This is a genomic window from Methylobacterium sp. XJLW, from assembly GCF_003254375.1.
Classification (GTDB): Bacteria; Pseudomonadota; Alphaproteobacteria; order Rhizobiales; family Beijerinckiaceae; genus Methylobacterium; species Methylobacterium fujisawaense.
The window spans coordinates 6,279,637-6,294,421 of the sequence record NZ_CP016429.1 but is presented as its reverse complement, the minus strand read 5'-3'; the positions used below and the strand labels follow the sequence as shown (position 1 = coordinate 6,294,421).

15 protein-coding genes are annotated in these 14,785 nt (G+C 69.1%); all 15 read left to right on the top strand.

Features of this window, described 5'->3' with window-relative positions; translation table 11 throughout:
- Positions 1-176: 176 nt before the first annotated feature.
- The 15 genes from A3862_RS29225 (at position 177) to hisA (ending at position 14,763) form a co-directional block, all read left to right on the top strand.
- Complete coding sequence (locus A3862_RS29225; protein WP_111474236.1) at positions 177-1,478, top strand: SLC13 family permease; 1,302 nt, start codon at positions 177-179, stop codon at positions 1,476-1,478.
- Between the two features lie 129 nt (positions 1,479-1,607).
- Positions 1,608-2,009, top strand: a complete 402-nt coding sequence (gene sdhC, locus A3862_RS29220; protein ID WP_111474235.1) for a succinate dehydrogenase, cytochrome b556 subunit — start codon at positions 1,608-1,610, stop codon at positions 2,007-2,009.
- Between the two features lie 10 nt (positions 2,010-2,019).
- Entirely contained in the window at positions 2,020-2,439 is a 420-nt protein-coding gene (sdhD, locus tag A3862_RS29215; protein ID WP_043383655.1) for a succinate dehydrogenase, hydrophobic membrane anchor protein, read from the top strand.
- A 32-nt stretch (positions 2,440-2,471) separates the two neighbouring features.
- Entirely contained in the window at positions 2,472-4,289 is a 1,818-nt protein-coding gene (gene sdhA, locus A3862_RS29210; protein ID WP_043352130.1) for a succinate dehydrogenase flavoprotein subunit, read from the top strand.
- A gap of 83 nt (positions 4,290-4,372) precedes the next feature.
- Positions 4,373-5,197: a succinate dehydrogenase iron-sulfur subunit gene (locus tag A3862_RS29205; RefSeq protein ID WP_024831121.1), complete on the top strand. Its 825-nt coding sequence runs from the start codon at positions 4,373-4,375 to the stop codon at positions 5,195-5,197.
- A gap of 170 nt (positions 5,198-5,367) precedes the next feature.
- Positions 5,368-5,952, top strand: coding sequence for a protease inhibitor Inh/omp19 family protein (locus tag A3862_RS29200; RefSeq protein WP_043352132.1), 585 nt, complete (start codon positions 5,368-5,370; stop codon positions 5,950-5,952).
- Between the two features lie 91 nt (positions 5,953-6,043).
- Positions 6,044-7,909: an ABC transporter ATP-binding protein gene (locus A3862_RS29195; protein WP_111474234.1), complete on the top strand. Its 1,866-nt coding sequence runs from the start codon at positions 6,044-6,046 to the stop codon at positions 7,907-7,909.
- A 197-nt stretch (positions 7,910-8,106) separates the two neighbouring features.
- Positions 8,107-8,676, top strand: a complete 570-nt coding sequence (gene petA / locus A3862_RS29190; RefSeq protein ID WP_043760727.1) for a ubiquinol-cytochrome c reductase iron-sulfur subunit — start codon at positions 8,107-8,109, stop codon at positions 8,674-8,676.
- Positions 8,677-8,689: 13 nt separating this feature from the next.
- Complete coding sequence (locus A3862_RS29185; protein ID WP_043351447.1) at positions 8,690-9,976, top strand: cytochrome b; 1,287 nt, start codon at positions 8,690-8,692, stop codon at positions 9,974-9,976.
- An 18-nt stretch (positions 9,977-9,994) separates the two neighbouring features.
- Positions 9,995-10,906 (top strand): cytochrome c1, encoded by a 912-nt coding sequence (locus A3862_RS29180; RefSeq protein ID WP_043383665.1) that lies wholly within the window; start codon positions 9,995-9,997, stop codon positions 10,904-10,906.
- Positions 10,907-11,202: 296 nt separating this feature from the next.
- Complete coding sequence (locus A3862_RS29170) at positions 11,203-12,078, top strand: S-methyl-5'-thioadenosine phosphorylase (protein WP_043760730.1); 876 nt, start codon at positions 11,203-11,205, stop codon at positions 12,076-12,078.
- Between the two features lie 84 nt (positions 12,079-12,162).
- On the top strand, positions 12,163-12,750 hold the full coding sequence (hisB, locus tag A3862_RS29165; RefSeq protein WP_043755573.1) for an imidazoleglycerol-phosphate dehydratase HisB: 588 nt from the start codon (positions 12,163-12,165) through the stop codon (positions 12,748-12,750).
- 73 nt (positions 12,751-12,823) lie between these two features.
- A complete protein-coding gene (locus tag A3862_RS29160) occupies positions 12,824-13,303 on the top strand; it encodes a DUF2628 domain-containing protein (protein ID WP_043760732.1) in 480 nt (159 codons plus the stop codon).
- Between the two features lie 19 nt (positions 13,304-13,322).
- A complete protein-coding gene (hisH, locus tag A3862_RS29155; protein WP_043755574.1) occupies positions 13,323-13,982 on the top strand; it encodes an imidazole glycerol phosphate synthase subunit HisH in 660 nt (219 codons plus the stop codon).
- Positions 13,983-14,019: 37 nt separating this feature from the next.
- Complete coding sequence (gene hisA / locus A3862_RS29150) at positions 14,020-14,763, top strand: 1-(5-phosphoribosyl)-5-[(5-phosphoribosylamino)methylideneamino]imidazole-4-carboxamide isomerase (protein ID WP_043755576.1); 744 nt, start codon at positions 14,020-14,022, stop codon at positions 14,761-14,763.
- Positions 14,764-14,785: the final 22 nt, after the last annotated feature.

Here is a 14,785-nt window from a genome sequence, read left to right as displayed (position 1 = left end):
ATTGCGCCCGGCCGGCTCTCGGCCGGGCGTCCGCGTTCGTAAGCAGGCCGGCGCGGCCCATCGCACCAAGATCCTTCGCGGTTAGCGAAGGCTCGCTCAACAAATCCCGAATTGCGAACCGTTCCAATCCGACGAGGATGCCGCCTCCGGCGTAGCGTGGTGCGGGGACGATCGCGGTGAGCGGGGAGGGGTCGATTGCGGCGACGGCGGCACTGCTCGTGGCGTGCATGAGCCTCTGGGCGACCGCCCTGCTGCCCGAGATCGTCACGGCGCTGGCCTTCTTCGGACTGGCGATGCTGCTGCGGCTCGGCTCCGCCGCGACGGTGTTCTCCGGCCTCTCGTCCTCCGCCTTCTGGCTGGTCCTGTCCGGCCTGGTGGTGGGGCAGGGCATGACCCGGACGGGCCTCGGCGCCCGCATGGCGCGGAGCCTCGCCCTGCGCCTCTCGGGCTCCTACGGCCACTTCATCACCGGGCTGGTGGCGCTGAGCTTCCTCATCGCCTTCGTCATGCCGTCGAATCTGGGCCGCATCGCCCTGATGATCCCCGTGACCCTGGCGCTCTGCGACGCCTTCGGCCTCGCGGTCGGCCGCCCGGGACGGACGGGCGCCGTGCTGGCGGTCGGCATCGCCACGCCGATCCTGTCGGCAGCGATCCTGCCCGCCAACGTGCCGAACCTCGTCATGGCCGGCTCGGCGGAACACCTGCTCGGGCTGCAGCTCTCGTACCTGTCCTACTTCGTCCTGCACGCCCCGGTCCTGGCCGCGGTCAAGGGTATCCTGCTGGTGGCTCTCATCGTCCGGCTGTTTCCGGACGACCTCGGCCCGACCGCACCGACCCTGCCGGTGCTGCCGCCGCTCTCCGCGCCCGAGCGGCGCCTCGCGGTGATCCTCGCCTGCACGCTGGTCCTCTGGATGACCGACGCCCTGCACGGGCTCGCCCCCGCCTGGGTCGGCCTCGCCGCCGCGGTGGTCTGCCTGCTGCCGCGGATCGGGGTGCTGCCGCCCGAAGCGTTCCAGCAGGTCAACTTGCGGACCTGCTTCTACATCGCGGCGCTGCTCGGTCTGGTCGCCCTGGTCAACGAGACCGGTCTGGGCGGGCGTCTCGGCCATCTGCTCCTGGCGGTCGCGCCCCTGGCGCACGACGCGCCGACACAGAACTTCGCGGTGCTCACCGGCATGGCGACGGTGCTGACCCTGCTCGTCACCGCCAACGGCGCGCCGGCCCTCTACACGGCCCTGGCGGGCGAGATGACGGAGGCGAGCGGCCTGTCATCCCTCGCGGTCGTCTCCCTGCAGGTGATCGGCTACTCGACCATCTTCTTCCCTTACCAAGCGCCCCCGATCGTGTTCGCCAGCGAGCTCGGGGGCGTCCGCCTCGGGGACGCGACGCGCCTCACCGTAAGCTTCGGCCTCCTGTCGTTGCTGGTGGCCGCGCCCCTCGACTACGCGTGGTGGCGACTGCTGGGGCAGCTGAGGTGACAGAATCGGCAAAGTGTCGCCCCAGACGGCACATTGCGCCGCACCATGGCGGATTGCGGGTTGCCCGCTCAGCCACTAGCGCTACCAGATTAGAGACGGTCCAGTTCGCAGCTGCGAGGCTTCAACCCGATGGCACCCACCGCCCGCCCGACAGTGGCACAGCCGCTATCGCCCCATCTCCAGATCTATCGCTGGACCTGGACGATGGCGATGTCGGTGTTTCACCGTATCACCGGCACCGCGCTCTATGGCGGGACTGCACTGGTCGCCCTCTGGCTCGTGGCTCTGGCTTCCGGACCGGTCGGCTACTCTTACGTGGCCGGCTTCTTCGGCTCGCTGCTCGGGCGCTTGATCCTGTTCGTCTATACGTGGGTGCTGATGCACCACATGCTGGGCGGCATCCGGCACCTGATCTGGGACACGGGCGTGGGCTTCGATCGGGAGAAGCGCCTGTCGATGGCCCGGCTAACCCTGATCGGCTCGGTCGCGCTCACCCTCGTCATCTGGGCGGTCGCCCTTCTGGTCCGCTGAGGAGGCCCACATGGCTCAGAAAGAGGTCCGGCAGGACACGCGCGTCTCGATCCGCACCCCCCGCGCCCGGGTCCGCGGCCTTGGCGTCGCGCACCACGGGGCCGGCCACTGGTGGCTGCAGCGGCTGACCGCCATCGCCAACGTCGTGCTGATGCTGAGCTTCGTGGTGATCGTCGCCAAGATGTCGGGCCGCGGCTTTGCGGAGGCGCGGCTCCTCGTCGCGACCCCCCTGGTGTCAATTCTCCTGATCCTGGCACTGCTGTCGGTTACGATCCACATGCGGCTCGGCATGCAGGTGATCATCGAGGACTATGTGCACGCCCCGGCCATGAAGATTGCGGCGGTTCTCGCCAACAACGCCTACGCGGTCGTCGTGGCCGTGGCCTGCCTCTACGCGGTGCTGCGCATCGGCTTCGGACAGCCGGCCTGAACCCCGCCAACCCCTATTTCGAGGAGCCGAACATGGCCGCCAACGGCACAAACGGCAGCGGGCCTGCCTACACCATTCACGATCACGCCTTCGACGTGGTGATCGTCGGCGCGGGCGGCGCCGGCCTGCGTGCCACGGTCGGCTGCTCGGAAGCCGGCCTGCGCACCGCCTGCATCACCAAGGTGTTCCCGACCCGCTCGCACACCGTGGCGGCGCAGGGCGGCATCTCGGCGTCCCTCGGCAACATGGGCCCGGACGACTGGCGCTGGCACATGTACGACACCGTGAAGGGGTCGGACTGGCTCGGCGACCAGGACGCCATCGAGTACCTCGTGCGCAACGCGCCCGCCGCCGTGTACGAGCTGGAGCACTGGGGCGTGCCGTTCTCCCGCACGGAGGAAGGCAAGATCTACCAGCGCCCGTTCGGCGGCATGACCACCGATTACGGCAAGGGCACCGCCCAGCGCACCTGCGCGGCGGCCGACCGCACCGGCCACGCCATGCTGCACACCCTGTACGGACAAGCGGTGAAGAACCAGACCGACTTCTTCATCGAGTATTTCGCCCTCGACCTGATCATGGACGAGGAGGGCCGCTGCCGCGGCGTCATCGCCCTCGACCAGGCCACCGGCGAGATCCACCGGTTCCGCGCCCAGATGACCATCCTGGCGACCGGCGGCTACGGACGCGCCTATTTCTCGGCGACCTCCGCGCATACCTGCACGGGCGACGGCAACGCCATGGTGCTGCGCGCCGGCCTGCCGCTGCAGGACATGGAGTTCGTGCAGTTCCACCCGACCGGCATCTACGGCGCGGGCTGCCTGATCACGGAAGGCTCCCGGGGTGAGGGCGGCTATCTGACGAATTCCGAGGGCGAGCGCTTCATGGAGCGCTACGCACCGTCGGCCAAGGACCTCGCCTCGCGCGACGTGGTCTCGCGCTCCATGACCATGGAGATCCGGGACGGCCGCGGCGTCGGCAAGAACAAGGACCACATCTACCTGCACCTCGACCACCTGGACCCGAAGATTCTGCACGAGCGCCTGCCGGGCATCTCGGAATCCGCGCGGATCTTCGCCGGTGTCGACGTGACCAAGGAGCCGATCCCGGTCATCCCGACCGTCCATTACAACATGGGCGGCATCCCCACGAACTATCACGGCGAGGTGCTGACGCTGCGCGACGGCAACCCCGATACCGTGGTTCCGGGTCTCATGGCCATCGGCGAAGCAGCCTGCGTCTCCGTGCACGGCGCCAACCGCCTGGGTTCGAACTCGCTGATCGATCTCGTGGTGTTCGGCCGCGCCGCCGGCAAGCGCTGCGCCGAGATCGTCGAGCCGAACGGGCGCGCCATGGAACTGCCGAAGGGGGCCACCGACAAGGCCCTCGAGCGCCTCGACCGGTTCCGCTACGCCAACGGCGCGACGCCGACCGCGGAACTCCGCGCCGAGATGCAGAAGACGATGCAGAACAATTGCGCCGTGTTCCGCACCGGCGAGGTTCTGGAGGAGGGCAAGGGCCTGATCCACAAGGTCTGGAACGCCGCCGCCGACGTGAAGGTCACCGACCGGTCGCTGGTCTGGAACACCGACCTCCTGGAGACCCTGGAGTTCGACAACCTGATCGGCCAGGCGGTGGTCACGATGGAATCGGCCGCCAACCGCACGGAATCCCGCGGCGCCCATGCCCGCGAGGACTTCCCGGACCGCGACGACAAGGACTGGATGAAGCACACCCTGTCCTGGCTCGACGAGAGCCGGCATCAGGTGAACATCGATTACCGTCCGGTGCACACCTACACGATGTCCAATGAGATCCAGTACATCGAGCCGAAGGCCCGCGTGTACTGATACGAACCTCTGCTCAACGACTGCGGCGGCGGGGCTTCTGCCCCGGCCGCCACGTCCTGCTCTAGCGGAAGCCGTCGAGAACCATGGCCCAGTTCAACCTTCCGAAGAATTCCCAGATCACGCAGGGCAAGTCCTGGCCGGCGCCTCCCGGCGCCAGGAACCTGCAGACCTTCAAGATCTACCGCTGGAACCCGGATGACGGGGCCAACCCGCGGATCGACACCTATCAGGTCGACCGCGAGGATTGCGGGCCGATGGTCCTCGATGCGCTCCTGTGGATCAAGAACAAGGTCGACTCGACGCTGGTCTTCCGCCGCTCCTGCCGCGAGGGCATCTGCGGCTCCTGCGCGATGAACATCGAGGGCCAGAACGCGCTCGCCTGCACGATGGGCATCGACGAGTGCAAGAGCCCCGACAACGCCCTGCCGGTCATGACCCGCAAGGACAAGGACGGGGCGATCCGGATCTATCCGCTGCCGCACATGCCGGTCCTGAAGGACCTCGTGCCGGACCTCACGAATTTCTACGCCCAGCACGCCGCCATAGAGCCCTGGCTGCAGACCGAGACGCCGGCCCCGGAGAAGGAGTGGCGCCAGACTCCGGAGGACCGCTCCCGCCTCGACGGTCTGTACGAGTGCATCCTCTGCGCGTGCTGCACCACCTCGTGCCCGAGCTACTGGTGGAACGGCGACAAGTTCCTCGGCCCGGCAGCCCTGCTGCAGGCCTATCGCTGGCTGATCGACTCGCGCGACGAGAACACGGGCCACCGCCTCGACGGGCTGCACGACCCGTTCCGGCTGTACCGCTGCCACACGATCATGAACTGCGCCAACACCTGCCCGAAGAGCCTGAACCCGGCCAAGGCCATCGCCGAAATCAAGAAGATGATGGTGGAGCGCACGCTCTGATTGCAGAGCCGGGCCACGTATTGAGGCCTGAAGGCCACACTGGGCCGAAAAGCCCGGCTCTCCGCAGCGGAGTCGTCTGAGCTTGGGAGGGCCGCCTTGCGGTCAGCGCAATTGGCACGGAGTCAGGGGCAAGCGCGTACGCGCCTCCAAGCCTGACCCAAAGTGGACCGATGCTGCGCCCGAGCCTGTCGACGTTCGCCGTTCTCTGCCTGGGCGCCAGCCTCGGCGCCTGTGCCTCGAGCCGCCTGGATGGGCCGCGGACGCGGGCGCCGTCGCCGCAGGCCTCCCTGGACACGGTGCCGGCCATGCCGTCGGGCACCGTGACCGCAGCCCCCCTGGCGCCTCCGCCCGGCGTGGCCGCGAGCCCCGACGCGCCGCCCCCGCCCGGTGCGCAGGCGGCCGCGCCGCCTGCCGGTCCAACGGTGATCGCCGAGCCGGTCGCCCCGCCGGCGCCGCCGCCGCCGGTCGCCACCGGCGGTCGCTCCTCCGTGGTCGGAAGCTGGGATGCCCGCGACGCCACCGGAGCGAATTGCAAGGTGACGCTCTCGAGCACGCCGGCCCTCGACCTCTACAGGGCGACGGCGACGGGCTGCCCCAACAAGGATCTGGCCCGGGTCTCGGCCTGGGACTTCCGCGACGGGGAAGTCTACCTCTACCAGCCGGGCGGCTCCGTGGCGGCGCGGCTGCGCCAGGGCGGCGGCGGCCTGGAAGGCGCCCTGACCAAGTCGGGCGCCGCGCTGGCCCTGAACCGCTGAGACACCGCGGCGGCGCGACCACTCCGCACGGTTGGCGCGGGGCCGGTCGCGCTTACATGAGGGGCTCCCGCCGCGTCACGCCCCCGTAGACATGTTCCTCGATTGGCTTGAACGCCGCGTCGACCCCTTCGCGCCCTTCGACGAGGCGCGGATGCCGCCGCGGTCGATCCTCGGCTTTGCCTGGTTCTACCTGCGCCCGATCCGCGCCGCCCTGGCGGCCCTGTTCGTCATCGCGGTGATCGCCGGCACGGTCGAGGCGTCCCTCTACCTCGTGATGCGCTGGTTCATCGACCTGCTCGGCTCGGCCGATCGGGCGACGGTGCTGTCGGACCACGCGGTCGAACTCGGCCTCGTGGTCGTTCTCATCGCGGTGGTGCGTCCGCTGTCGATCTGGACGCACGAGGTGCTGTCCAACCAGCTCATCGTGCCGCAATCGACCAGCCAGATCCGCTGGCGGGCGCATCTCTACACCCTCGGGCACGCGCTCTCGTATTTCCAGGGCGACTTCTCCGGCCGTCTGGCCAACCGCGTCGTCCAGGTGGGCCCGGCGGTGCGGGAACTCGCGGTCGTCTTCATCGACACGCTCCTCTACGTGGCGATCTACGCGATCACGGCGGTCGGGCTGTTCAGCGCGATCTCGCCGTGGCTCGCCGTCCCGGTGCTGCTCTGGATTGCCGTCTACGCGGCCCTGACCGCGTGGTTCGTGCCCCGGGCCCGGGCGCGCTCGCACAAGACCGCCGACACCCGCTCGACGCTCATCGGCCGGATCGTCGACAGCTACACCAACATCCTGACGGTCAAGCTCTTCGCCCGCGACCGCGAGGAGCGGGCCGCGGTGCAGGACGCGGTGGACGTCCACACAGCCGCCTATCTTCACCAGTTCCGGCTGGTGACCCTGACCACCAGCCTGCTTGGACTCCTCAACAGCACGCTCCTGATCGCCACCGGTGCCGCGTGCCTCGTCCTGTGGCGCGACGGCGGCATGACCACCGGCGAGGCGTCGGCGGGTCTCGCCCTCGTGCTGCGCCTGATCGCGATGTCGGGCTGGGTCATGCAGACCGTGCGCGGTGTCTTCGAGAATGTCGGCGTGGTCCAGGAGAGCATGCAGACGATGGCCCGGCCGCACGCCCTGGTCGACGCGCCGGACGCGCAGTCCCTCGTCGTCACCGGCGGCGAGATCCGATTCGAGGAAGTCGGCTTCCATTACGGACGCGGCGATGCCACGGTCATCGAGGATTTCTCCCTGACGATCCGCCCCGGCGAGAAGGTCGGGCTGGTCGGCGTCAGCGGCGCGGGCAAGTCGACCCTGGCGGGTCTGCTCCTGCGCCTCTACGACGTGGAGAGCGGGCGCATCCTGGTGGACGGCCAGGACATCGCCGCGGTGACTCAGCAATCGCTGCGCGAAGCCATCGCGATGGTCAGCCAGGACACGTCGCTCTTGCACCGCTCCATCCGCGACAACATCGCCTATGGCCGCCCTGGCGCCAGCCAGGCGGAGATCGAGCGGGCGGCCCAGCTGGCGCATGCGGACGCGTTCATCGCCGATCTCGTCGATCACAAGGGGCGGCGGGGCTACGACGCCCAGGTCGGCGAGCGCGGCGTCAAACTGTCCGGCGGGCAGCGGCAGCGGATCGCCATCGCCCGCGTCATGCTGAAGGACGCCCCGATCCTGATTCTCGACGAGGCGACCTCGGCCCTCGACAGCCAGGTCGAGGCGGCGATTCAGGACTCCCTCGACACCCTGATGGCCGGCAAGACCGTTCTGGCCATCGCGCACCGCCTGTCGACCATCGCGGCCCTCGACCGGCTCGTCGTCATCGACCGCGGCCGGATCATCGAGGAGGGGACCCACGCCGAGCTGGTTGCGCGCGGTGGCGTCTATGCCGGATTGTGGTCGCGCCAATCCGGCGGCTTCCTGGACGACGGGACGGCCCGATACGACAGCGCCGTCGCGTGAGCGCCGCACCGGCAGCGTTACCGGCAACATACCGCGACGATCGCGGGTCGACCTTATCGCCGCGCCGCACACAGCGGCTTGACTCGGGGGCGGCAGACGGTCTCATTGCTCAGATTAGAACCATAATGCTTTGTTCCTGGATCGAGCCGGGACGAGGGCACCTGCGGCCCTGACGCCGACGCATGGAGTTCCGAACCTTGGCGAACACATCAGCCGCCGCTCCCGCGGCCTCTGGTCATGAGGGCAGCCGCCGTGACTTTCTCTTCCTGGCGACCGGCGCCGGGCTGGCGGTCGGGGCCGCGGCCGCGGCTTGGCCGCTGATCTCCTCCATGGCGCCCGATGCGGACACGATCGCCGCCGGGGCGCCGATCGAAGTCGATCTGACGCCGATCCAGGACGGCCAGATCGTCAACGTCTTCTGGCGCGGCAAACTGATCTTCGTGCGCAAGCTCACCGCCAAGGAGGTGGGCGACATGAAGGCGGTCCCGCTCTCGGCGATGATCGACCCGGCCGCCTTCCCGACGCGGGTCAAGAACGGCCACGACCAGTGGCTGGTGGTCTACGGTAACTGCACGCATCTCGGCTGCGTGCCGATCGGCCACCAGGGCAATTTCGAGGGCTGGGCCTGCCCGTGCCACGGCTCGCAATTCGACTCGGTGGGCCGCGTGCGCCATGGACCCGCGCCCATCAACTTGCCGATCCCGCCCTACGCCTTCGAGACGGACACCAAGATCCGGATCGGCGAGGGCGGCAAGGAAGCGGCCTGAGGAGGACGGAAGCATGAGCGGAACGGCCAGCACCTACGTCCCCAAGAGCCGCGTAGCCAAATGGTTCGAAGCGCGCCTGCCCATCGCCGGGCTGGTGCACTCGTCCTTCATTGCCTACCCGGTTCCGCGGAACCTCAACTACTTCTGGACCTTCGGGGCGATCCTCGCCGCCTTCCTGGGCATCCAGATCGTCACCGGCGTCTGGCTGGCGATGCACTATGAGCCTTCGGCGACGGGTGCCTTCACCTCCGTCGAGAAGATCATGCGCGATGTGAACTATGGATGGCTGCTGCGCTACGCGCATGCCAACGGCGCCTCGATGTTCTTCGTGGCCGTCTACGTCCACATGTTCCGCGCGCTCTACTACGGGTCGTACAAGGCCCCGCGCGAGGTGCTCTACATCCTCGGCGTCGTCATCTACCTGCTGATGATGGCCACGGCCTTCCTGGGCTACACGCTGCCCTGGGGCCAGATGAGCTTCTGGGGCGCCACCGTCATCACCAACATCCTGGCGGCGATCCCGGTGGTCGGCGACACGATCCAGACCCTGCTCTGGGGCGGCTACTCGGTGGGCAACCCGACCGTGAACCGCTTCTTCTCGCTGCACTACCTGCTGCCGTGGATGATCGCCGGCGTGGTCGTGCTGCACGTGTGGGCGCTGCACGTCACCGGCCAGAACAACCCGGCCGGCATCCCGATCAAGTCGGGCAAGGACGCGGTGCCGTTCACGCCCTACGCGACGATCAAGGACGTCTTCGCCACCTGCGTGTTCATGATCCTGTTCGCCTGGTTCCTGTTCTACCAGCCGAACTTCCTCGGCCACGCCGACAACTACATCCAGGCGAACCCGGCCGTGACGCCGGCGCACATCGTGCCCGAATGGTACTTCCTGCCGTTCTACGCGATCCTGCGTGCGGTCCCGAGCAAGCTCGGGGGCGTTATCCTGATGTTCTCGGCGGTGATCATCCTGGCCTTCGCGCCGTGGCTCGACACGTCGCGGATCCGCTCGTGCAACTACCGGCCGCTCTACCGCCAGTTCTTCTGGGTGTTCATCGGCGCGACCCTGTTGCTCGGCTGGCTCGGCTCGCAGCCGCCGGAGGGGGGCTACGTGCTGGCCGCTCAGGTCTGCACCATCTACTACTTCGCGCACTTCCTGATCGTCATGCCGCTCTGCGGCCTGTTCGAGACGCCGAAGAAGCTGCCGGGCTCGATCCTCGAGAGCGTGACCGGGCCGGGCAAGCAGGTGAGCGGATCCGGCATGCCGGCGGGCGCTGCCGCCGCACCGACCACCAAAGGTTGACGGGCTGACGACAGGACCATGATGATGACCCGCGTCCTCTCGACGACCGCCGCGGCCGCCCTGGCGGCCCTGCTGATCGGCGCCGTGCCGGTCTCCGCCCAGGAAGGGCATGGCGGGCCGATCCCGGCCCGCGTGAACTGGAGCTTCGCCGGCGTGTTCGGCCGCTTCGACACCGCGCAGCTGCAGCGCGGCTTCCAGGTCTACAAGGAGGTCTGCTCCGCCTGCCACTCGATGAAGCTGGTCTCCTTCCGCAACCTCGCCCAGGAGGGCGGACCGGACTTCACCGCCGGGCAGGTGAAGGCCCTCGCGGCGACCTATCAGGTGAAGGACGGCCCGAACGATGCCGGCGAGATGTTCGAGCGGCCCGGCCGGCCCGCCGACACCTTCCCGCCGCCCTTCCCGAACGATCAGGCCGCAGCGGCGGCCAACGGCGGCAAGGCCCCGCCGGACTTCTCGGTCATCGCCAAGGCGCGGACCTTCTCCCGGGGCTCGCTCTACTTCCTGACCGACTGGCTGCCCTTCGTCGGCTACTCGGAGCAGGGCCCCGACTACATCCACGCCCTGCTCAACGGCTACGAGGAGCCCCCGAAGGACTTCGCCCTGCCGGAGGGTGGTCACTACAACAAGTACTATCCCGGCCACATCATCGCGATGCCGCCGCCGATCACCGACGGGCAGGTCTCCTACCCGAAGAACGATCAGGGCCAGCCGGTCGTGCCCGAGACGGTCGATCAATACGGCAAGGACGTCTCGGCCTTCCTAATGTGGGCGGCCGAGCCGCACATGATGGACCGCAAGGCCCTGGGCTTCCGGGTGATCCTGTTCCTCATCATCCTGTCGGCACTGCTCTACTACGTGAAGAAGAAGATCTGGGCCGATGTCGGCGGCGAGGTGCACGGCCTCCAGCCGGAGCTGCACAAGACCTACTGAGGCGCGCTGCCGCGATCGACGAGATGGATGGGCTCCCGAAAGGGGGCCCATCTTTTTTGGGCTGGATCGCCATGTTAACCCGTGGCCACCGCGACGATCGGCTGGACGGAAGCGGGTTGCTCCATCCCTCAACTTCATCCTGAGGTGCTGCGCAGCAGCCTCGAAGGACGGCTCCCAAGATCGTTGCAAGTTCTGGAGCCCTCCTACGAGGCCTCCGCTTCGCTCCGGCACCTCAGGATGAGGTGGCGGATGGATCAGGCGGCCGTTATGCGCTGCGCGACCAGGGGAATACCTTCATGACGGCAGCGGTCCTCGGAGTGATGGGCGGGTCCGGCGTCTACGACCTGCCGGGTCTCGAGGACGTGCGCGAGGAGCGCGTGGCGTCGCCCTGGGGCGAGCCCTCGGACGCCCTGCGCATCGGGCGGATCGGCGAGACCAAGGTCGTGTTCCTGGCCCGGCACGGGCGGGGACACCGGCTCTCGCCGTCGGGCATCAACTACCGCGCCAATATCGACGTCCTGAAGCGGGCCGGGGTCACCGACCTCGTCGCCCTCTCGGCCTGCGGCTCGTTCCGCGAGGAGCTGCCGCCGGGCCTCTTCGTGCTCGTCGACCAGTTCGTCGACCGCACCCACGGGCGCGCCACCTCGTTCTTCGGCGACGGCTGCGTCGCCCACGTGTCCCTCGCCCATCCGGTCGGTCCGGGGCTGCAGGCGCGGATCGCCGTCGCCGCGAAGGCCGAGGACATCGCGGTGCATCGCGGCGGCACCTATGTCTGCATGGAGGGGCCGCAATTCTCGTCGCTCGCCGAATCCCGGGCCTACAAGGCTCAGGGCTTCGACGTGATCGGCATGACCAACATGCCCGAGGCCAAGCTCGCCCGCGAAGCGGAGATCACGTACGCCACCATCGCGATGGTCACCGACTTCGATTGCTGGCACCCGGGCCACGACGCGGTGGACGTCGCCTCGGTGATCGCGGTCGCCCGGGCCAACGCCGACAAGGCGGCGCGGCTCGTCGCCCGTCTCGCCCGCGATTTCCCGGCCGAGCGCGAGCCGTGCCCGGCCGGCGCGCACCGGGCGCTCGACGGCGCGATCATGACGGCGCCCGCGGTCCGGGATCCGGCATTGCTCGCCAAGCTCGACGCCGTGGCGGGACGGGTCCTCAACGGGTAGCCGGCCGCCCTTTCCATTCGGCGGCGAGTCCCTCTAGAAGGCGCGGGCGGCCGCGGCCGCCCCAGACGCGAAGTCCAGACCGAAATGCGCAGCGCCTCCATCAGCCGGAAGACCGCGGAAACCGATATCGCGGTCACCGTCCATCTCGACGGGACCGGGCGATCCAACATCGCCACCGGGATCGGCTTCCTCGACCACATGTTGGATCTGCTGGCGCGGCACGCCCTGTTCGACCTGGACGTGAAGGTCGTGGGCGACCTGCATATCGACCAGCACCACTCGGCCGAGGATTGCGGCATCGCCCTGGGCCAGGCCTTCGCCAAGGCGCTCGGCGACAAGCGCGGCGTCACGCGCTACGCCGACATCCACCTGCCGATGGACGAGGCGCTGACCCGGGTCTGCGTCGACATCTCGGGTCGCCCGTTCCTGGTGTTCCGCACCGCCTTCCGCGTGGAGAAGATCGGGAGCTTCGACACCGAGCTGGTGCGCGAGTGGTTCCAGGCCTTCGCGATGAATGCCGGCCTGACCCTCCACGTGGAGACTCTCTACGGCGACAACGCCCACCACATCGCGGAGAGCTGCTACAAGGGGCTGGCCCGGGCCTTGCGGAAGGCCGTGGCGATCGATCCGCGGGAGGAGGGGCGCGTTCCCTCCACCAAGGGCTCCCTGTAGACCTGTTGTCGCCGGGCGCCCGGATCGGCCACGCGGCCGTCGCGGCGCACGCTGTCGGAGTTTCGCGATGCGGATGCGCAGCTACACGCTCCACCTGCCGGCCGATGCGCGGCCGGGCGAGTCGGTCGAACTCGACCGGGCCGTGCTGGTGCGGGACGGCTTTTCCTGGCCGGCCTTCGCCTTCACAGTGCTGTGGTTCCTGTTCCACCGCCTCTGGATCGCCGCCCTGGTCGTCCTCGTCGGCCTCGTCGCATTGGCCGCGGCCGGCTTCGTGCTCGGGTTGCCGACCGGTGCCGGCTTGATCGTCTCCCTGCTGGCCGCTTGGCTGATCGGCCTCGAAGCGTCGAGCCTCCGCCGCTGGACCCTGGCCCGGCGCGGCTGGCCAGCGCGTGACGCGGTCATCGCCGCGACGCCCGAGGAGGCCGAGGCCCGGGCCCTGAACCGCTGGCTCGAAGCCAGCCCGACAACGCCGCGGGCCCCGTTCCCGAGCGGTCCCAGCCGGCGGTCCGAGTCGGTGATCGGGCTGTTCCCCGCCCAGGAAGGCGCCCGGTGAGAGTCCGGGTGAGACGCGCATGAGCACCGAGACCGTCGCGATCATCGATTACGGGTCGGGCAACCTCCATTCCGCCGCCAAGGCCTTCGAGCGCGCCGCCCGCGAGAGCAGGCGCGATGCGCGGATCTGCCTGACCTCGGATCCGGAGGTGGTGGCCGCGGCCGACCGCGTCGTGCTGCCCGGTGTCGGCGCCTTCGCGGATTGCCGCCGCGGGCTCGATGCCGTCCCCGGCATGGTCGAGGCGATGACCCAGGTCGCGCACGAGGCGGGGCGCCCGTTCCTCGGGATCTGCGTGGGGATGCAGCTCCTGGCGACCCGCGGGTTGGAATATACCACGACGCCGGGCCTCGGCTGGATTCCCGGCGATGTCGGTCCGATCCGGCCGTCGGATCCGACCCTGAAGGTCCCCCATATGGGCTGGAACACCCTGCGGACCGAGCGCGACCATCCCCTGCTCGCCGGCATTCCCACCGGCGACGACGGGCTGCACGCCTATTTCGTGCACAGCTACGCGCTCAATGCGGAACGCCCGGACGACGTGGTGGCGCGCGCCGAGTACGGTGGCCCGGTCACCGCCCTCGTCGCCCGCGACAATGTCGCCGGCACGCAGTTCCACCCCGAGAAGAGCCAGCGGCTGGGCCTCGCGCTCATCGCCAACTTCCTGAACTGGCGCCCGTGAGCGCCGTTCGGCCCAGGCAAGAAGGACAGAAGCGCCCGTGATCCTGTACCCAGCGATCGACCTGAAAGAGGGGCGTTGCGTCCGCCTCATCCAGGGGGACATGGCGCAGGCCAAGGTCTTCGGCGACGATCCGGCCGCACAGGCCGCGATCTTCGAGGCGCAGGGCTTCTCCTGGCTCCATGTGGTCGATCTCGACGGCGCCTTCGCGGGCGCGCCGCGGAACGCGGAGGCCGTCGACGCCATCCTCGCGCGGGTGAAGATCCCGGTCCAGCTCGGCGGCGGCATCCGCGAGATGAAGACCCTGGAGGGCTGGCTGAGCAAGGGCGTCGCCCGGGCGATCATCGGCACCGCGGCGGTGCGCGATCCCGGCTTCGTCCGGGAGGCCGCCCGCAAGTATCCGGGCAAGATCGCGGTCGGGATCGACGCCAAGGACGGCCGCGTCGCGGTCGAGGGCTGGGCCCAGACCTCCAGCATGACCGCGGAGGAGCTGGGGCGCCGGTTCGAGGACGCGGGCGTCGCGGCGATCATCTACACCGACATCGCCCGCGATGGCATCCTGAAGGGCCTCAACGTCGAGATGACCCTGGCACTCGCAGAGGCCGTGCGCATCCCGGTGATCGCCTCGGGCGGCCTCGCGTCGATCGACGACGTGCACCGGCTGCTGCAGCCGGATTGCGCGCTGATCGCCGGCGCGATCACGGGCCGGGCACTCTACGACGGCCGCATCGATCCGGAAGCGGCCCTGGCGGCGATCGCTGCGGCGCGCGGCCCGGCCGCGTGATAGTCTGAGGCCTGCGATATGA